General features: G+C 63.3%; 19 protein-coding genes and 2 tRNA genes. 18 read left to right on the top strand and 3 right to left on the bottom strand.

Features of this window, described 5'->3' with window-relative positions:
- Positions 1–891 (bottom strand): CoA transferase, encoded by an 891-nt coding sequence (locus CLU87_RS10000; protein WP_099730355.1) that lies wholly within the window; start codon positions 889–891, stop codon positions 1–3.
- 139 nt (positions 892–1,030) lie between these two features.
- Between CLU87_RS10000 and ygiD the strand changes: the two genes are divergently transcribed.
- Both ygiD and CLU87_RS09990 read left to right on the top strand, forming a co-directional pair.
- On the top strand, positions 1,031–1,936 hold the full coding sequence (gene ygiD / locus CLU87_RS09995) for a 4,5-DOPA dioxygenase extradiol (protein ID WP_099730354.1): 906 nt from the start codon (positions 1,031–1,033) through the stop codon (positions 1,934–1,936).
- A 179-nt stretch (positions 1,937–2,115) separates the two neighbouring features.
- Entirely contained in the window at positions 2,116–3,084 is a 969-nt protein-coding gene (locus CLU87_RS09990) for an IS1595 family transposase (protein ID WP_099729449.1), read from the top strand.
- Positions 3,085–3,134: 50 nt separating this feature from the next.
- Here CLU87_RS09990 and CLU87_RS09985 read toward each other — a convergent pair whose 3' ends face one another.
- Both CLU87_RS09985 and CLU87_RS09980 read right to left on the bottom strand, forming a co-directional pair.
- Complete coding sequence (locus CLU87_RS09985; RefSeq protein WP_233193756.1) at positions 3,135–3,707, bottom strand: nucleotidyltransferase family protein; 573 nt, start codon at positions 3,705–3,707, stop codon at positions 3,135–3,137.
- 34 nt (positions 3,708–3,741) lie between these two features.
- Positions 3,742–4,938 carry an amino acid aminotransferase gene (locus CLU87_RS09980; protein ID WP_056744665.1) on the bottom strand — a complete coding sequence of 399 codons (1,197 nt, stop codon included), beginning with the start codon at positions 4,936–4,938 and terminating at the stop codon, positions 3,742–3,744.
- Between the two features lie 105 nt (positions 4,939–5,043).
- Here CLU87_RS09980 and uvrB point away from each other — a divergent pair, with 105 nt between their 5' ends.
- The 16 genes from uvrB to CLU87_RS09900 all read left to right on the top strand — a co-directional run bounded on the left by uvrB (position 5,044) and on the right by CLU87_RS09900 (position 17,488).
- Positions 5,044–7,134 (top strand): excinuclease ABC subunit UvrB, encoded by a 2,091-nt coding sequence (gene uvrB / locus CLU87_RS09975; protein WP_099730352.1) that lies wholly within the window; start codon positions 5,044–5,046, stop codon positions 7,132–7,134.
- 251 nt (positions 7,135–7,385) lie between these two features.
- Positions 7,386–7,922: a Fe-S cluster assembly transcriptional regulator IscR gene (iscR, locus tag CLU87_RS09970; RefSeq protein WP_015013980.1), complete on the top strand. Its 537-nt coding sequence runs from the start codon at positions 7,386–7,388 to the stop codon at positions 7,920–7,922.
- Between the two features lie 115 nt (positions 7,923–8,037).
- Positions 8,038–9,258 carry an IscS subfamily cysteine desulfurase gene (locus tag CLU87_RS09965; RefSeq protein ID WP_056063047.1) on the top strand — a complete coding sequence of 407 codons (1,221 nt, stop codon included), beginning with the start codon at positions 8,038–8,040 and terminating at the stop codon, positions 9,256–9,258.
- Positions 9,259–9,297: 39 nt separating this feature from the next.
- Entirely contained in the window at positions 9,298–9,699 is a 402-nt protein-coding gene (iscU, locus tag CLU87_RS09960; protein WP_056063045.1) for a Fe-S cluster assembly scaffold IscU, read from the top strand.
- A gap of 25 nt (positions 9,700–9,724) precedes the next feature.
- On the top strand, positions 9,725–10,048 hold the full coding sequence (gene iscA / locus CLU87_RS09955; protein WP_056063043.1) for an iron-sulfur cluster assembly protein IscA: 324 nt from the start codon (positions 9,725–9,727) through the stop codon (positions 10,046–10,048).
- Positions 10,049–10,133: 85 nt separating this feature from the next.
- The gene (hscB, locus tag CLU87_RS09950) at positions 10,134–10,652 is read left to right on the top strand and encodes a Fe-S protein assembly co-chaperone HscB (protein ID WP_099730351.1); all 519 of its coding nucleotides are present in this window, start codon (positions 10,134–10,136) and stop codon (positions 10,650–10,652) included.
- An 80-nt stretch (positions 10,653–10,732) separates the two neighbouring features.
- Positions 10,733–12,604: a Fe-S protein assembly chaperone HscA gene (hscA, locus tag CLU87_RS09945; protein WP_099730350.1), complete on the top strand. Its 1,872-nt coding sequence runs from the start codon at positions 10,733–10,735 to the stop codon at positions 12,602–12,604.
- A gap of 42 nt (positions 12,605–12,646) precedes the next feature.
- Positions 12,647–12,985: an ISC system 2Fe-2S type ferredoxin gene (gene fdx, locus CLU87_RS09940; protein WP_056744679.1), complete on the top strand. Its 339-nt coding sequence runs from the start codon at positions 12,647–12,649 to the stop codon at positions 12,983–12,985.
- Complete coding sequence (gene dnaQ, locus CLU87_RS09935; RefSeq protein ID WP_056063030.1) at positions 12,985–13,698, top strand: DNA polymerase III subunit epsilon; 714 nt, start codon at positions 12,985–12,987, stop codon at positions 13,696–13,698. The genes fdx and dnaQ overlap by 1 nt, the downstream gene beginning before the upstream one ends.
- A gap of 37 nt (positions 13,699–13,735) precedes the next feature.
- Positions 13,736–13,810, top strand: a tRNA-Val gene (locus CLU87_RS09930).
- A gap of 51 nt (positions 13,811–13,861) precedes the next feature.
- Positions 13,862–13,936, top strand: a tRNA-Val gene (locus CLU87_RS09925).
- A 155-nt stretch (positions 13,937–14,091) separates the two neighbouring features.
- Positions 14,092–15,129 carry a histone deacetylase family protein gene (locus tag CLU87_RS09920; protein ID WP_099730349.1) on the top strand — a complete coding sequence of 346 codons (1,038 nt, stop codon included), beginning with the start codon at positions 14,092–14,094 and terminating at the stop codon, positions 15,127–15,129.
- A 35-nt stretch (positions 15,130–15,164) separates the two neighbouring features.
- Positions 15,165–16,262: an NAD(P)/FAD-dependent oxidoreductase gene (locus CLU87_RS09915; protein WP_099730348.1), complete on the top strand. Its 1,098-nt coding sequence runs from the start codon at positions 15,165–15,167 to the stop codon at positions 16,260–16,262.
- Between the two features lie 144 nt (positions 16,263–16,406).
- Entirely contained in the window at positions 16,407–16,709 is a 303-nt protein-coding gene (locus CLU87_RS09910; protein ID WP_008904788.1) for a DUF883 family protein, read from the top strand.
- Between the two features lie 45 nt (positions 16,710–16,754).
- A complete protein-coding gene (locus CLU87_RS09905; RefSeq protein WP_099730347.1) occupies positions 16,755–17,150 on the top strand; it encodes a phage holin family protein in 396 nt (131 codons plus the stop codon).
- Positions 17,151–17,200: 50 nt separating this feature from the next.
- On the top strand, positions 17,201–17,488 hold the full coding sequence (locus tag CLU87_RS09900) for a hypothetical protein (protein WP_099732118.1): 288 nt from the start codon (positions 17,201–17,203) through the stop codon (positions 17,486–17,488).
- The last annotated feature ends 73 nt before the right edge of the window (positions 17,489–17,561 follow it).

Below are 17,561 nucleotides of genomic sequence, written 5' to 3'. Positions count from 1 at the left end.
TCAGGCCAGGGTGTGCAAAGGAATGTCTTGCGCCACCGCCAAAGCATCAAGCTGCGCGCGGGTCTGTGTGCGCAAGAAGGCCGCCACGGCCGCGTGGGTGGCGGGGGCGCGCAGCACCTGCGGGTCGCCCGTGGCGGGTAAGCCTGCGGCAGCACACAGGCTGGCGGCGAAGTGGGGTTCCAACGCGGCCACGGCCACGCGGCCGTCGGCGCAGGGGTAGATGCGGTAGCCTGCGTGGTTGCCCCCCACGTCGCCCTCGGGGGTGGTCAGGCCCCAGTCGCGCGGCTGGGCCAGCCAGGCAGCGGCGTCGGCCAGAGCGACTTCGATGCACGCGCCGTTGCCGGTGTGGGCGCGCTCCAGCAGGGCCTGCAGCACGGCTTCGCTGGCCATCAAGGCGCCGCCCATGTCGGCGTACAGGGTGGGTGGCATCTCGGTGCCGGTCACTAGGCCCGCATCAGCCAGGTAGGTGAGGTCATGGCCGGGCTCCTCGGCCCGCTCGGCCGCCGCGCCCACGATCCGTACCAGCGAGAGGCGTGGATATTTTGATTGAAGCGCTTCCCAGGAGAGGCCCAGCTTGGCCAGGGCCGACGGACGGAACGAGGTGATCAGCACATCGGTGCTTGCCAGCTCTGCATGCAGCGTGGCCTGGCCTTCTGTCGTCTTGAGGTGGGCATGCACCACGCGCACGCCCTGGTGCAGCGTGGCATAGGCCGCAGGGCTGTAGATGCCCATGGGGTCGGCACTGGGGTAGCCGGGGGGCGGGGGCGGTTCGAGCTTGGTGCACTCGGCGCCCATGCGTGCACAGCGCATCAGGGCGGCGGGGCCGGGCAGGTTGAGCGCAAGGCTCAGGACACGGGTGTTGCGCAGGGGCTGGGGCAGGGCGGTGGTCATGGGTGTGGGGTTGTCTCGGTATTTTGGTTCTGAACGGAAGGAGAAGGCGCGGCGCTGGAACTTCAAGGGGCGCGTGGGCTCACTCCCTGCGTTATACATAATTTGTTACGCTCCCTGACCCATGCAACGCAGAACCTCTTTGGTCGCCCTCACGGGCCTGGCCGCCTTTCCGGGAGCTTTCATGACCACGTCCCTTAGCAGCGCCGCCACGGCATCTGCATTGCAGGCGCTCAAGCCCTCGCCCCGCATGCCCGTGCTGTTTGTGGGCCACGGCAGCCCCATGAATGCCATCGAGGACAACGCCTGGCGCCGCAGCTGGCAGGCCATGGGTTCGGAACTGATGGCGCGCGCCGTGCAGCCGCAGCTCATCCTGTGTGTGTCGGCCCACTGGCTCACGCGTGGTGGCTGGCAGCTCACCGGCATGGCCAACCCCAAAACCATCCACGACTTTGGCGGCTTCCCCCAGGCGCTGTTCGACCAGCAGTACCCCGTGCCGGGCGCACCGGCCGTGGCGCGCAGCCTGGCCAAGGAGCTGAAATCTCCTGCCACGGGCGCCGCCCTCGGTGTGGACGAGGGCGAGTGGGGGCTGGACCACGGCACCTGGTCGGTGCTCAAGCCCATGTTTCCCCAGGCGCGTATCCCGGTGATGCAGCTCAGCATGGACTACAGCCGCGCCCCGGCCGAGCACTATGCGCTGGGCCAGCAGCTCAAGGCCTTGCGTGAGCGGGGTGTGCTCATTGTGGGCAGCGGCAATATCGTGCACAACCTGCGCGCATCCCGCCGTGGCTCGGCTGCCAACGAAGCCTACGACTGGGCCACGGAGTTCGACACCGTGGTGCAGGAGCAGATCAAGAAGGGCCAGCTGGGCGCCTTGCAGGACTTCCAGAAGCTGGGCGCCGTGGCCCAGCAGGCACACCCCACTTACGAGCACTACCTGCCGCTGCTTTACGCAGCGGGGGCCGTGCTGCCCAGCGAGATGCCCCGCTTTTTCAACACGGGCTATCAGTCGGCATCGATCTCGATGCGGTCGGTGCTGTGGGGCTGATGGATGCTTTCTGAAGCCGATTGAGTGCTTCTTTTTTGATAGCTATTGGCGCATGTACATCTAGCGCTTGAGGCCAAAAATGGGCTCTTCTAGCGAATGCTAGTGATGAGTCTTTAACCGTAGCGCTACGCCCCCATCTCCCCAGCATGACGCGCTTGCGTCTGCCCCAGGAGAAGGCCATGCGACAGCAACAGATGACGCGCTTGATCCACAGCCTGCCCCAGCTGACGCACCACCAGCGCCAGCAACTGGCAAGCTGCCTGCAGGCGCTGCTCGATCACAGTCAAGCCATCGCCGTTGTAGAAGCACATGGCAGCGCCCACCGAACCTGTCCGCACTGCGGCAGCCCGCAGCTTGTCAAGAATGGCTCGGCCAACGGGCTGCAACGCTTCAAGTGCCGCCAGTGCGCGCGCACCTTCAACGCCTTGACTGGAACACCGCTGGCACGCCTGCATCTGCGGGATAAGTGGATGGGCCAGGCGCAGGTCTTGAGCGAAGGACTCTCACTCAACCAGGTGGCCCTGCGCCTGGGTGTGGCGCAAAGCACCGCCTTTCGCTGGCGCCACCGCTTCCTGGCCTGCCCCAAGAGCGTGCAGGCACGCCAGCTTGTGGGCATCGCCGAGGCCGATGAGTCTTACTTCCTGGCCTCCTGCAAGGGACACAGAGGCTTGCTGCGTCGTCCTCGCCGACGCGGCGGTAAGGCGCTGGCTGGCTGCAAGGGCTTGGAATACACCCCGGTGCTGATGGCGCGAGACCGGGCCGGAGCAACGGCCAACCTCATCCTGCAGACGAACCAAGCGGTGAGTGTGCAAACTGCACTCAAACCCTTGCTGCCACCAGACACCATCCTATGCACCGACGGCAGCGTCACACTGGCCAGCGCTGCGCGGGCCCTGGGCGTGCAGCACCAGGCGGTGAACGTGAGCCGGGGTAGGCGTGTGAGAGGCCCCTGGCATGTTCAAAACGTCAATGCCTATGTCAGCAGGCTGCGCGGGTGGATGCAGCGCTTCAAGGGCGTTGCAACGAAATACCTTGATTCGTACCTGGGCTGGTTCAGGATGTTGGACCGATCAGGCCCCATGGGGCCGCAGCCCGCACTGGTGCTGGAGGCGGCTATGGGGAGTCAAGGCGTCACTAGCATTCGCTAGAAGAGCCCAAAAATGCCTGAAATCGCCGCGTCGCAGCGGTTGGGGCGTCTTCAGGCCGTCGCGTGACCTGCGGCCTGGATCGTCAGCCACGGCCAGCGTTCGCGGTAGCTTTGCGCTTTGGCCTCAAACAACGGCAGGTGCGGGCAGGCGGGGTTGGGTTTGAGAAGTCCTGCGTACAGCTCTTCCAGTCCGTACGGCGCGTACAGCGTGGGCCGAGCAACGCCGGGGGTGATGGCAGGTTGCAGGCCCACGCAGGTGCAGGGCACCAGAAAACGCTCGATCCCGTTGCGGGCGGACTGCAGCGGCGCATACGGGTAACCAAACCAGCGCTCGTACCAGAGGTGCACGCGGGCCTGGTTCTTGGCTTCGACGGTGATGGGCAGGTCGGCGAAGAGGGCGGTGGCGCGGGCTTGCACCTGCTGCTCCGCCGATTCGGACAAGTCGTTGCCGTCGAAGTAGAACAGGTCGTAGTCCTTGATGTTCGCGGTGGGCTCCAGGCCAGAGTGCAGGTTCCACACCGTCTGGAACAGGCAGCCCGCCACCAGCCACGCGTCGGGCAGGCCCAGAAACGGCAAACGCTCCAGAAGGGCCGCGTTGTGCGGGTTCTGGAGCGTTTCGCTCACAAAGCGGCGCGCGAGCGCCGCTTCCTCATCGTGCTCAGACGACCTTTGCAATGGCCTGGCAGACGTAGTCGATGTTCTTGCTGTTCAGGGCGGCCACGCACATGCGGCCGGTGTCGGTACCGTACACGCCGAACTCGTTGCGCAGGCGAACCATCTGGTCCTTGGACAGGCCGGAGTAGCTGAACATGCCGATCTGGGTGGTGATGAAGGACATGTCCTGCTTCACTCCCGCAGCCTTGAGGCCGTCCACCAGCTTTTGGCGCATGGCCTTGATGCGCACGCGCATTTCGGCCAGTTCTTTTTCCCACATCGCGCGCAGCTCAGGGTTGTTCAGCACGGCGGCCACCACTGCGCCACCGTGGATGGGTGGGTTGGAGTAGTTGGTGCGAATCACGATCTTCAGTTGGCTCAGCACGCGGCCGGCTTCTTCCTTGTCGGCGCACAGCACCGACAGGCCGCCCACGCGTTCGCCGTACAGGCTGAAGCTCTTGCTGAAAGATGTGGACACAAAGAAGTTCAGGCCGGCAGCCACAAACTTGCCGATCACGGCGCCGTCTTCGGCGATGCCGTGGCCAAAGCCCTGGTAGGCCATGTCCAGGAAGGGCGTCAGGCCCTTGGCCTTGACGACGGCGATGACCTGGTCCCACTGCGCGGCGGTGATGTCGTAGCCGGTGGGGTTGTGGCAGCAGGCGTGCAGCACGACGATAGTGCCGGGGGCGGCTGCATTCAGGCTGGCCAGGAAACCTTCGAAATTCACGCCGCGCTTTTCAGCGTCGTAGTAGGCGTAGGTATCGACTTCAAAACCGGCGTTGGTGAACAGCGCGCGGTGGTTTTCCCAGCTGGGGTCGGAGATCAGCACCTTGGCGTTGGGGCTGACCTTCTTCAGGAAATCGGCACCGATCTTGAGGCCGCCGGTGCCGCCGATGGCCTGCACGGTGGCTACGCGGCCAGACTTCACGGGTTCGCTCTCAGCGCCGAACACCAGGCTCTTGACGGCGTTGTCGTACGCCACGATGCCGTCGATGGGCAGGTAGCCACGGGCCGTGGGGGTGGACATCATGGTCTTTTCTGCGGCCTGCACACATTGCAGCAGGGGCAGCTTGCCGTTGTCGTCGAAATAAACGCCGACGCCCAGGTTGACCTTGTTGGGGTTGGTGTCGGCGTTGAATTGCTCGTTGAGGCCCAGGATGGGGTCGCGGGGGGCCATTTCGACGGCGGTGAACAGAGACATGAAAATCCTTGAAAGGTTGTCAGTAGCGAAGAATCCGGGCGTGGTGTACTGTGCCGGGTTCGGCCGATTTTAACGGCCCGCCTTCACCACCCGTTGACCGCCCCCATGCCGGATATCACAGAAGTCATAACTGAAAAGCAAGACGGCGAGTTCGTCCGCTTCCCCGATTCCCCGTTTGAACTGTTCCAGCCGTATCCACCGGCAGGCGACCAGCCCGAGGCCATCAACAAGCTGGTGGAGGGACTGAATGATGGGGAAACCTTCCAGACGCTGCTGGGTGTGACGGGATCGGGCAAGACCTTCACCATGGCCAACGTGATCGCACGCATGGGACGCCCGGCCATCATCTTTGCGCCCAACAAGACACTGGCCGCGCAGCTGTACAGCGAGTTCCGCGAGTTCTTTCCCAAGAACGCCGTGGAATATTTCGTCAGCTACTACGACTACTACCAGCCAGAGGCCTACGTGCCGCAGCGCGACCTGTTCATCGAGAAGGACAGCGCGATCAACGAGCACATCGAGCAGATGCGGCTGTCTTGCACCAAGAGCCTGATGGAGCGGCGCGATGTGGTGATCGTGGCCACTGTGTCGGCCATCTACGGCATTGGCGAGCCCGAGAGCTACCACCGCATGGTGATGACGCTGCGGGTTGGGGACAAGCTGGGGCAGCGGGACGTGATCGCTCAGTTGATCCGCATGCAGTACCAGCGCAACGAGGCGGATTTCAGCCGAGGCAAGTTCCGTGTGCGGGGCGACACCATCGATGTGTTCCCGGCCGAACACTCCGAGTTGGCGATTCGCATTGAGCTGTTTGACGACGAGATTGAGAGCCTGCAGCTGTTCGACCCGCTCACGGGCCGCGTCAAGCAGAAGATCCCGCGTTTTACCGTGTACCCCAGCAGCCACTACGTGACGCCGCGCGACAAGGTGCTGGCGGCGGTCGAGACCATCAAGCTGGAACTGGCCGAACGCCTGCAGCAGCTGGTGGCTGACGGCAAGCTGGTCGAAGCGCAGCGGCTGGAGCAGCGCACGCGATTTGATCTGGAAATGCTGAGCGAAGTGGGCCACTGCAAAGGCATTGAGAACTACACGCGCCACCTGTCGGGCGCGGCGCCGGGCGATCCGCCCAGCACGCTGACCGACTACATGCCCAAGGACGCGATCATGTTTCTGGACGAAAGCCACCAGATGATCGGCCAGCTCAACGCGATGTACAGCGGCGACCGCTCGCGTAAGACCACGCTGGTCGAATATGGTTTTCGCCTGCCTTCGGCGCTGGACAACCGACCGCTCAAGTTCGAGGAGTTTGAGCAACGCATGCGGCAGGTGATCTTTGTATCGGCCACGCCAGCAGACTACGAAAAGACCCATGCAGGCCAGGTGGTGGATCAGGTAGTGCGCCCCACGGGCTTGGTGGACCCGGTGGTGGAAGTGCGTCCAGCCACCCATCAGGTGGATGACGTGCTGCAAGAAATACGCATTCGTGTAGAAAAGCATGAGCGCGTACTCATTACCACGTTGACCAAGCGCATGGCGGAGCAGTTGACCGACTATCTCACCGACAACGGTGTCAAGGTGCGCTACCTGCACAGCGATGTGGACACCGTGGAGCGCGTGGAGATCATCCGCGACCTGCGCCTGGGGGCTTTCGACGTGCTGGTGGGCATCAACCTGCTGCGCGAGGGGCTGGACATTCCTGAGGTGTCGCTCGTGGCGATCCTCGATGCGGACAAGGAGGGCTTCTTGCGCGCCGAGCGCAGCCTGATACAGACCATTGGCCGTGCAGCGCGCAACTTGAACGGCCATGCCATCCTGTACGCCGACCGCATCACCGACTCCATGAAAAAAGCCATGGGTGAGACGGAACGCCGGCGCATCAAGCAGATCGCATACAACGAGGCCAACGGGATCACGCCGCGCAGCATTGTCAAGCGGGTAAGAGACCTGATTGACGGCGTGTACAGCGAAAAAGCCGGCAAGGACGCCGAACGCCTGGAGCAGGAAGCATTGCAGCGGGCGCAGGTGGAGGACATGTCCGAGAAAGACGTGGCACGCGAGATCAAGCGCCTGGAAAAGCTCATGCTGGAACATGCGCGCAACCTGGAGTTCGAGCAGGCGGCCCGGGTGCGCGACCAGCTCACGCGTCTCAAGGACCAGGCCTTTGGTGCGCACGGCAGCGATTCCGTGGCCTTGTAAAAGGGATTGCGATTGGGAATGCGATGAGAAAATACTATTGAGTCGATTAATAACTATTTGGTTTTTTAACCCGACAGAATCAATAGGGATTTGTGCTATACTCGCATAAAACACTCAACAAAACAGCCCAACGATGAAGGGCTCCGCAGCAGGTGACTGGGCGGAGTAAGGGGCGGAGACGGTGCCTCGCTGGCAAACAGTCAGCGCAGGCGGTTTCTTCAACGAACAAGCCTTAGCACAAGGAGCTTGCGATGCGTCTCACAACCAAAGGCCGTTTTGCGGTCACCGCCATGATTGACCTGGCCCTGCGCCAGAACAACGGTCCCGTCACGCTGGCTGCCATCAGCCAGCGCCAGCAGATTTCGCTGTCGTACCTGGAGCAACTCTTTGGCAAGCTGCGCCGCCATGAACTGGTGGAATCCACCCGTGGCCCCGGCGGCGGTTATACGCTGGCCCGCAAGGCAGGCGACATCACGGTGGCCGACATCATCGTTTCGGTGGATGAGCCCATCGACGCCACGCAGTGTGGTGGCAAGGAAAACTGCCTGGGTGAAGCCGGCCGTTGCATGACGCATGAACTGTGGGCCTCGCTGAACCAGCGCATGGTGGAGTTTCTGGACTCGGTCACCCTGCAAAAACTGGTGGACGAGCAGCTCGCCAAGGGCGTGCAGATCGAAGACAAACCCGTGGTTCGCCGCGCCATCTCCACGACGCCGGTGGTCAAGCCCATCCGCGTGAACGCCCCCAATTCGGTGTTTGCGCTGGGTAACGTCTTCGCCAAATCCTGATGCTTGGTGCGCCGTGCTGGCCCTGGGGTCAGCACTGCCCTGACCGCGTTGTAATCGTTTTCTTGTTTGTTCTGCCTCTTCTGTTTGCCAGCCAGAACCTTTTACTGAGCCAGCCATGGACATGACCCCGCACTTCCCCATTTACCTCGACTATGGCGCCACGACCCCGGTAGACCCCCGCGTGGTGGACGCCATGATTCCCTGGTTGCGTGAGCACTTTGGTAACCCGGCGTCGCGCAGCCACGCATGGGGCTGGGAGGCCGAAGAGGCGGTGGAAAAAGCGCGTGTGCAAGTGGCCGACCTGATTGGTGCCGACCCTCGCGAAATCGTCTGGACCAGTGGTGCGACCGAGTCCATCAACCTGGCCTTGAAGGGCGCTGCGCATTTCTACAAAGGCAAGGGTAAACACCTCATCACGCTCAAGACCGAGCACAAGGCCGTGCTGGACACCATGCGCGAGCTGGAGCGCCAAGGCTTTGAAGCCACCTATCTGGACGTGCAGGAAGACGGTTTGGTCAACATGGATGCCCTGAAGGCTGCCATCCGTCCTGACACCGTGCTGATCAGCATCCTCTTCGTGAACAACGAAATCGGTGTGATCCAGGACATCCCCGCCATTGGCGCCCTGTGCCGTGAGAAGGGCATCCTGCTGCATGTGGATGCCGCCCAGGCGACGGGCCGTGTCGAGATCGACATGAACGTGCTGCCCATCGACTTGATGAGCATGACCGCCCACAAGACCTACGGACCCAAGGGCATCGGTGCGCTGTACGTGCGCCGCAAGCCCCGCGTGCGGCTGGAAGCCCAGATGCACGGTGGCGGCCATGAACGCGGCATGCGGTCGGGCACATTGCCCACGCACCAGATCGTGGGCATGGGCGAGGCTTTCCGCATCGCCAAGGAAGAAATGGCCGAGAGCAACGCCAAGGCCAAGGCGCTGCAGCAGCGCTTGCTCGACGGCCTCAAGGACATCGAGCAGGTCTACATCAACGGCAGCCTGGAGCGCCGTGTGCCGCAGAACCTGAACATGAGCTTCAATTTCGTCGAAGGCGAATCGCTCATCATGGGTATCAAGGGCCTGGCGGTGTCTTCGGGCTCGGCCTGCACCTCTGCCAGCCTGGAGCCCAGCTATGTGCTGCGCGCTTTGGGCCGCAGCGACGAGCTGGCCCACAGCAGCCTGCGCATGACCATCGGCCGTTTCACGACCGAGGAAGAGATTGACTACGCCATCTCCACCATCCGCGAGAACGTGGCCCGCCTGCGCGAGCTGAGCCCGCTGTGGGAGATGTACAAGGACGGCATCGACATCAGCACCATCCAGTGGGCTGCTCACTGATTCCGCACACATTCTGGACGTATTGAAGAGGTACACATCATGGCTTATTCAGACAAAGTGGTTGACCATTACGAAAACCCCCGCAACGTGGGTTCCTTCGACAAGGGTGACGATTCGGTGGGCACCGGCATGGTGGGCGCGCCTGCCTGCGGCGACGTGATGAAGCTGCAGATCAAGGTGAACCCTGAAACCGGCGTGATCGAAGACGCTCGCTTCAAGACCTACGGCTGTGGCTCGGCGATTGCCTCCTCGTCGCTGGTGACCGAGTGGGTCAAGGGCAAGACGCTGGACGAAGCTGCCGCGCTCAAGAACAGCGAGATCGCCGAAGAGCTGGCCTTGCCGCCCGTCAAGATCCATTGCTCCATCCTGGCGGAAGATGCCATCAAGGCTGCTGTGTTGGACTACAAGACCAAGCACGCCACCACGGCCACTGCCGCCTGATTGTTTGACAGATAGATCGAGAGACATGGCCATTACGCTGACAGAAGCTGCAGCCCGGCACGTCAACCGTTACCTTGCCCGCCGTGGCAAGGGGCTGGGCGTGCGTCTGGGGGTCAAGACGACCGGCTGCTCGGGGCTTGCCTACAAGCTGGAGTATGTGGACGCGAGCGAGCCCGAGGACATCGTGTTTGAAAACCACGGCGTCAAGGTGCTGATTGACCCCAAGAGCCTGGCCTACATCGATGGCACCGAGCTGGACTTTGTCCGTGAGGGGCTGAACGAAGGCTTCAAGTTCAACAACCCCAACGAGCGTGATCGCTGCGGTTGCGGAGAGAGCTTCCGCGTCTGAACGTCTTCAGCTGATGTAACGCCAAACCGCCAACGCGCTCTGTGCTGGCGGTTTTTTCTTGGATTTTCTTCACGCCCCCTTGCGCATGAATCTGCAATCTGACGACTTCGAACTGTTTGGCCTGGCTTGCCGCTTTGCACAAGAACGCAGCGCCATCGACGCGCGCTGGAAGGAACTGCAGCGCGAAGCCCACCCCGACAAGTTTGCTGCGCAAGGCGCTGCGGCGCAGCGCGTAGCGATGCAGTGGTCCGTGCGCATCAACGAGGCTTACCAACGCCTGAAGGACCCCATGCGCCGGGCGGCCTATCTGTGCGAACTGCACGGAGCGCCTATCCGTGCCGAAGACAACACCGCCATGCCCGCTGTGTTTTTGATGCAGCAGATGGAATGGCGCGAGGCACTGGAAGATGCCCGCGCAGACAGCGAGCTGGACGCACTGGACGATGAGGTGGAACAAGCCCGGCGTGCCGCTCTGTCGCAGTGCGAGCAACTCATCGACCAGCAGCAGGACTATGCGGGCGCGGCCCGCCAGGTCAGAGCCCTCATGTTCATTGCGCGATTTGCGGACGACGTAGAACGTCGCCGAGAGCAACTGGGACAATAGAGCGGTTTTGCTTTCCCCCTGGGGCCCCTGTCGCTTGCTGAGGTGATGGCGTCCCCCACCACGTTGAGACCCGAAATTTCATGGCGCTTTTGCAGATCTCCGAACCCGGCCAGTCCCCCGACCCGCACCAGCGGCGCATCGCGGTGGGCATTGACCTGGGCACCACCCATTCTCTGGTTGCCGCTGTGCGCAATGGTGTGTCCGAATGCCTGCCCGATGCACAGGGCAGGGTGCTGCTGCCCTCGGTGGTGCGCTACCTGGCCAACGGCGGTCGCCAGATCGGATATGACGCCGTGGCGGCGCAGGCCCAGGATGCACGCAACACCATCGCCTCGGCCAAACGCTTCATGGGGCGTGGCCTCAAGGACGTGGCGGAAGCGGGCAAGCTGCCATACGACTTCGTGGCTGCTGCTGATGGCGGCGAGGGCGGTATGGTCAGCCTGTCCACGGTGGATGGCAACAAGTCGCCCGTCGAGATCAGTGCCGAGATTCTGGCCACGCTGCGCTACCGCGCCGAAGACACCTTCAATGATGATCTGTATGGCGCAGTGATCACCGTGCCTGCGTACTTCGACGACGCCCAGCGCCAGGCCACCAAGGATGCGGCCAAGCTCGCTGGCATCAACCTGCTGCGCCTGATTAACGAGCCCACTGCGGCGGCGATTGCCTATGGCCTGGACAACGCCAGCGAGGGCGTCTACGCCGTCTATGACCTGGGTGGGGGTACGTTTGATATTTCCGTCCTGCGCCTGACGCAGGGCGTGTTCGAGGTGATTGCCACGGGCGGCGACTCTGCCCTCGGAGGCGACGACTACGACGCGGCGCTGGCGGACTGGGTTCTGCAGCAGGTGGGGCAACAGGCGGTCACACCAGCCGACAAGTCGGCCGTGCGCATGGCTGCACGCGCCTGCAAGGAGGCCTTGACTGCTACTGATTTGGTAGCATTCAAGGCAGAGCTATCTAGCGCTTCTGTGCAATTTGACGTCAAACGGTTGGATTTTGACGCGGTGACGGCCGATTTGACAGCCCGCTCCATGGCGGCTGTGCGCCGGGCCCTTCGCGATGCGCATCTGGCGCGCGATGAAGTGCAGGGTGTGGTCATGGTGGGCGGCTCCACCCGCATGCCGCAGGTGCAGCGGGCCGTGGCGGAGTTCTTTGGCAAGGAGCCACTGACCAACCTGAATCCCGACGAAGTGGTCGCGCTGGGTGCCGCCATCCAGGCCAACCAGCTGGCCGGTAACAACACGGCAGGCGACCTGCTGCTGCTGGACGTGATTCCGCTGTCCCTGGGCATCGAAACCATGGGCGGGTTGGTGGAGCGCATTGTTGCGCGCAACGAGACCATACCTACCGCCAAGGCGCAGGACTTCACGACCTACAAGGATGGACAGACCGCGCTGGCCATCCATGTGGTCCAAGGCGAGCGTGACCTGGTGCAGGACTGCCGCAGCCTGGCGCGCTTTGAGTTGCGCGGTATTCCCCCGATGGCGGCAGGCGCTGCGCGCATCCGTGTGACCTTCACCGTCGATGCCGATGGCCTGCTGAGCGTGGCCGCGAAAGAGCAGGGCAGTGGGGTGGAGGCCCGCATTGACGTGAAACCATCGTACGGCCTCACGGACGACCAGATCGCGCGCATGCTGCAGGATGGCTTTGCCACGGCCGCGCAGGACATGAAAGCCCGTGCCGTGGTCGAGGCCCGCGTGGACGCCGACCGCATGCTGATTGCCACGCAAAGCGCGCTTGACGCGGATGGCGACGTGCTCAGCCCCAAGGAGCGGGCTGCCATCGACGCTCTGATGGTGGCCTTGCGCCACCAGCGCGACGCCGACGATGCCGCGGCCATTGAGGCCGCCACGGAAGCCCTGGCCAAGGGCACCGAGGCGTTTGCAGCCCAGCGCATGAACCGCGGTATCCAGCAGGCCCTGGCCGGCAAGAACGTCGCGAGCCTGTGATACGAGCCAGCGCATCCCTCTGAACAAGAAAAAGACCACCCCATGCCTGTCATCAAGATCCTTCCCCATCCCGAATACTGCCCCGCTGGCACTGAGATCACGGCGCCCGCAGGCACCTCGATCTGCGAAGCCCTGCTGGACAACCACATCAACATCGAGCACGCCTGCGACATGAGCTGTGCCTGCACCACCTGCCACGTCATCGTGCGCCAGGGGCTGAATTCGCTGAATGCGGCAGAAGAAGAGGAAGAAGACCTGCTGGACCGCGCCTGGGGCCTGGAACCGCAGTCGCGCCTGTCGTGCCAGGCCATCCTGGCGCAGACCGACCTGATCGTCGAAATTCCGAAGTACACGATCAACCACGCCAAGGAAAACCACTGATGTCCCGGCAAATTGTTCTGGACACTGAGACCACCGGCCTTTCGGCCGAAGGTGGTGACCGCATCATTGAACTGGGTTGTGTGGAGCTGCTCAACCGCAAGCTGACCGGCAACAACCTGCACCTGTACTTCAACCCTGGCCGTGACAGCCATGAAGATGCGCTGAAGGTGCACGGCATTAGCAACGAGTTCCTGAAGGACAAGCCCAAATTTGCCGACGTGGTGGACGACATCCTGCAGTACCTGCAGGGCGCCGAGATCATCATCCACAACGCTGCGTTCGACGTAGGCTTTCTCAACAAGGAACTGGAGCTGGTGGGGCGCCCGGCGTTTGGCACCTATGTGCAAAGCGTGACTGACACGCTGGCCATGGCCAAGGAGATGTACCCGGGCAAGCGCAACTCGCTGGACGCCCTGTGCGACCGTCTGGGCGTGGACAACTCGGGCCGTACGCTGCACGGCGCCTTGCTCGACGCCGAGCTGCTGGCCGACGTCTACATCAATCTCACGCGCGGGCAGGATGCCTTGCTGATCGCCGACGATGGCCATGACAGCGCTGACGGCGTGAAGGTGGCAGCCATCGATTTGCGTGGCCTTGCGCTGCCGGTGCTGCGGGCGAGCGAACAAGAGCAGGCGGCCCATGCCGAGGTGCTCACGCAGATCGACAAGGCCAGCGGTGGCAAAACAATTTGGCGAACTCTCCAGTCGGCCTAAAAAGCTGTGCCATAATAGAAGGCTGTCGCAGCGACAAGGGTGATTAGCTCAGCGGTAGAGCACTGCCTTCACACGGCAGGGGTCACATGTTCGATCCATGTATCACCCACCATGTTGCTGCCAGACTTTTCGCAGCGGTATCTTTCTCCAAGGTGCTTGCGACGGGTGATTAGCTCAGCGGTAGAGCACTGCCTTCACACGGCAGGGGTCACATGTTCGATCCATGTATCACCCACCAATTCAAAAACCCCTGCAGGTTCCTGACCTGCAGGGGTTTTTTCTTGGCTCGTCCGCCTGTCTGCAAGCTGCAAAGTGCAGCGACCATTCGCCAAAGCGGCGTACAACGCAGGCTTGCGCGCTACATTTGTCGCCCGTACCTGCAACGCAGCATCCATGATCACCTTCCACAATCCCTTGCACCAGGGGCATGCACCGGCCCACGAATTCTTCCGGGGCGAGCGCGTGCCCTGTTTTGAAAAACCCGAACGTGTGGACTATGTGGAAGACGCCCTGCGCACACGCGGCCACGCCATGGTGTTGCCCGATGTGGACTGCAATGCCGTGCTGGCGCAGGTGCATGCGCCGCGCTATCTGGCCTTTCTGCAGACCGCCTGGCAACAATGGCTGGCGCTGGACCCAACCAATGCGTCAGTGCAGCCTTTTCCGTCTGTCTGGCCGGTGCGCACGCTGCGCAGTGATGTGGAACCCGATAACTTTGTCGCACGGCTGGGGCTGTACTCCATGGACAACGGTACACCCATGGCGGCAGGAACCTGGGCCGCAGCCAAGGCGGGGGCCGATGCGGCTGCCAGCGCGGCGGCACGCGTTGCGCAGGGGACGCGCGCCGCGTTTTGCTGCACACGGCCGCCAGGGCATCATGCGGGCCCGGACTTCATGGGGGGCTATTGCTTCTTGAACAACGCCGCCGTGGCAGCGCAAACCCTGCGCAACCAGGGCGCCCAGCGTGTGGCGGTGCTGGACGTGGACTATCACCATGGCAACGGCACGCAGAGCATCTTTTACGACCGTAGCGATGTGCTGTTCATCAGCATGCACGGTGACCCGCGCACGGAGTACCCCTTCTACCTGGGCCACGCCGACGAGACGGGCGAGGGGGCTGGTGTTGGGTTTAACCTGAACCTGCCCTTGCCTGCGGGCACCAGCGCGGCAACATGGTTCAATGCACTTGAGCAAGCGTGCCTGCGCATCACGGATTACCGCGCCGACGGGCTGGTGATCTCTCTGGGGCTGGATGCCTTTGAGGGCGATCCCATCTCGCGGTTTGCCCTGGCCTCGTCAGATTTCACCCGCCTGGGCGAGCGGCTGGCACGGCTGGGGTTGCCCACGGTGTTCGTGCTGGAAGGCGGCTATGCGGCGGCTGAGCTGGGCACCAATGCCGTCAACGTGCTCGATGGTTTTGAGCAGGCCTGACGCGGCACCCGGCAGGTGATGCAGGAGACGCACTGATGATCGATACGGTGGATTGTGTGGTGGTAGGCGCGGGCGTGGTGGGTCTGGCGGTGGCCCGTGCACTGGCGCTCCAGGGGCGGGAGGTGATGGTGCTGGAGGCAGCGGAGGCCATCGGCACTGGCACCAGTTCGCGCAACAGCGAGGTGATTCATGCCGGGCTGTATTACCCCGCAGGTTCGCTCAAGGCCAGGCTGTGCGTGCGGGGCAAGGAATTGCTTTACGCCTACTGCACGGAGCGCGGTGTGCCCCACCGCCGCTGCGGCAAGCTGCTGGTGGCCACCTCTGCCGCCCAGCTGGACAGCCTGGAAGGCATCCAGGTGCGGGCCCGTGCCAATGGAGTGCTGGACCTGCAACGCCTCAGCCGCGAAGAAGCCCTGGCGATGGAGCCAGCTCTGGCCTGCTTCGGTGCCTTGCATTCACCCAGCACCGGCATCGTCGATAGCCATGCGCTTATGCTGGCGCTGCAGGGCGATCTGGAGCATGCGGGTGGTGTTGTGGCGCTGAATTCGCCACTAGCGCTAGCATCTACTGGCTCTGATGCTATTGATTTGGAAGCGGTGGATGGCACACGCCTCCACGCACGCACCGTGGTAAACGCCGCCGGGTTGCACGCCCCCGCGCTGGCTGCAAGGTTTGCGGGGCTGGCCCCGCAGCATGTGCCTACCGCTTACTACGCCAAGGGCAACTATTTCACGTTGACGGGCAAGGCGCCGTTCAGCCGACTGATTTACCCGGTGCCCGAGGCGGCTGGACTGGGTGTACACCTCACGCTGGACCTGGGCGGCCAGGCCAAGTTTGGCCCGGACGTGCAATGGGTGGACTCGCCCGACGATCTGCAGGTGGACCCCGCGCGCGGCGATGCCTTTTATGCCGAGGTGCGCAAATATTGGCCGGGCTTGCCAGATGACGCTCTGGCGGCGGGCTACGCGGGCATGCGTCCCAAGATCCACGGGCCCAGTGCACCCGCTGCCGACTTCGTCATTCAAGGGCCTGCTGCCCATGGGGTGGCGGGGCTGGTCAACCTCTTTGGCATCGAGTCGCCCGGCTTGACAAGTGCCCTGGCCATTGCGGAGCATGTGGCTGCGCTGGTTTGATCTGCAGCAAGCCATTTGCAATCAGTAACCTCTTGCGCCCCCGTCCTACGAGGGGTTTCTGCGCGGATGGCTAAGATGAACTTCAGCCCCAACGTTCGCGTGCGGGGTTTCCCATCACTTTTGGCACTACACAGAAAGGCTTGTATGACTGCTTCTGACACCACGACCACCCAGGGCGAACTGGAAAAGCTGGTTTCCGATCTGCGGGGGCTGTTGGCCAACAAGGACCTGGACGCAGTGCCTGAAATCAAGCTGTTGCGCCAGCGCCTGGACGATGGCATGCACAACGTGCGTGAATCTGCTGTGCGCGCCGCTCAGGACGCCGCCCGCCAAGCGAAGGAAGCCGCTTTGGCAGCCGACCGCTACGCCCATGACGAACCTTGGCGTGTGGCGGGTGCCGCATTGGCTGTGGGTGCGTTGGTTGGCTTTCTGCTTGCACGCCGCTGATCGTCGCTGTCCCACCATGACGGCACGCCACAGAGGCAACAAGACATGAATTGGCTCTCGCTGCTGGGTCTGGAAGGGTTGGCCGCCCGCTGGCGTGCCAACCTGATCGAGGGCGCCATCGCCGCCGAAGACCGGATGGACCTGGCCCGCCTGGAATGGGCGGACCTCAAGCAGCGGCTGCAACAACTGCTGGTGCTTACCATTCTGGTCGTTGGGCTCACGGTGGTGGCCCTGATCATGGTGTCGCTGGCGGTGCTGGTGCACTTTTGGGACTCCCCGCAACGCACGCTGGTGGCGTGGCTGGTGGCTGCCGTATGGGCTGCAGGCTGGGCCGCCGCCACGGTGTCGTTGGTGTCTGTGGCGCAGCGCGCGGGCAGCGGCTTTGCGCTGACGCGGCGAGAGCTGGCCCAGGACTGGCGTGACATCAAGGAGCGCTTGTGAGCACCCCCCTCCCAACCACTAGTACACCGCAGACTGCGCCCACGGTAAGGCTGGTAGCTACGCCGGAACAGCAGCGTGTGCTTGACCGAATTGAACTGCAGCGCGAGCGGCTGCGTGCCCGCCGCGTGGCCCGGGCCCAGGCCCGCGCGCTCGCGGAGCAAGCCGGAGGTGCCACGGGCAGTGGAGATGCCTCGCTGGCGCTGCGCGCCGCCGGGTTCGCGCGCGAACACCCGCTGGCGGTGGCGGCCATGGCCGGTGTCGCTCTGGTGGCCGGCCCGCGCAGGTTGATCCGGTGGGCGGGCATTGTCCTGCCGATGCTGATGCGCTTGCGGCGCTGACCACTGGCGGGGTTGCGGAGGGCGGCGTCCCGCTGCTCAAAACCACGCCGAAAACTGAAACGGAGCCCTGTTG

It is taken from the genome of Acidovorax sp. 59, from assembly GCF_002754175.1.
Classification (GTDB): Bacteria; Pseudomonadota; Gammaproteobacteria; order Burkholderiales; family Burkholderiaceae_C; genus Acidovorax; species Acidovorax delafieldii.
Note: the sequence above shows the minus strand (reverse complement) of the source record. Positions and strands in the feature narration are given on the sequence as shown.

What these genes read in the sequence shown, in the direction of transcription:
- CLU87_RS10000 (WP_099730355.1), bottom strand. Translation starts at nt 891, where the DNA reads ATGACCACCGCCCTGCCCCAGCCCCTGCGCAACACCCGTGTCCTGAGC.
- CLU87_RS09990 (WP_099729449.1), top strand. Translation starts at nt 2,116, where the DNA reads ATGCGACAGCAACAGATGACGCGCTTGATCCACAGCCTGCCCCAGCTG.
- CLU87_RS09980 (WP_056744665.1), bottom strand. Translation starts at nt 4,938, where the DNA reads ATGTCTCTGTTCACCGCCGTCGAAATGGCCCCCCGCGACCCCATCCTG.
- uvrB (WP_099730352.1), top strand. Translation starts at nt 5,044, where the DNA reads ATGCCGGATATCACAGAAGTCATAACTGAAAAGCAAGACGGCGAGTTC.
- iscR (WP_015013980.1), top strand. Translation starts at nt 7,386, where the DNA reads ATGCGTCTCACAACCAAAGGCCGTTTTGCGGTCACCGCCATGATTGAC.
- CLU87_RS09965 (WP_056063047.1), top strand. Translation starts at nt 8,038, where the DNA reads ATGGACATGACCCCGCACTTCCCCATTTACCTCGACTATGGCGCCACG.
- iscU (WP_056063045.1), top strand. Translation starts at nt 9,298, where the DNA reads ATGGCTTATTCAGACAAAGTGGTTGACCATTACGAAAACCCCCGCAAC.
- iscA (WP_056063043.1), top strand. Translation starts at nt 9,725, where the DNA reads ATGGCCATTACGCTGACAGAAGCTGCAGCCCGGCACGTCAACCGTTAC.
- hscB (WP_099730351.1), top strand. Translation starts at nt 10,134, where the DNA reads ATGAATCTGCAATCTGACGACTTCGAACTGTTTGGCCTGGCTTGCCGC.
- hscA (WP_099730350.1), top strand. Translation starts at nt 10,733, where the DNA reads ATGGCGCTTTTGCAGATCTCCGAACCCGGCCAGTCCCCCGACCCGCAC.
- fdx (WP_056744679.1), top strand. Translation starts at nt 12,647, where the DNA reads ATGCCTGTCATCAAGATCCTTCCCCATCCCGAATACTGCCCCGCTGGC.
- dnaQ (WP_056063030.1), top strand. Translation starts at nt 12,985, where the DNA reads ATGTCCCGGCAAATTGTTCTGGACACTGAGACCACCGGCCTTTCGGCC.
- CLU87_RS09920 (WP_099730349.1), top strand. Translation starts at nt 14,092, where the DNA reads ATGATCACCTTCCACAATCCCTTGCACCAGGGGCATGCACCGGCCCAC.
- CLU87_RS09915 (WP_099730348.1), top strand. Translation starts at nt 15,165, where the DNA reads ATGATCGATACGGTGGATTGTGTGGTGGTAGGCGCGGGCGTGGTGGGT.
- CLU87_RS09910 (WP_008904788.1), top strand. Translation starts at nt 16,407, where the DNA reads ATGACTGCTTCTGACACCACGACCACCCAGGGCGAACTGGAAAAGCTG.
- CLU87_RS09905 (WP_099730347.1), top strand. Translation starts at nt 16,755, where the DNA reads ATGAATTGGCTCTCGCTGCTGGGTCTGGAAGGGTTGGCCGCCCGCTGG.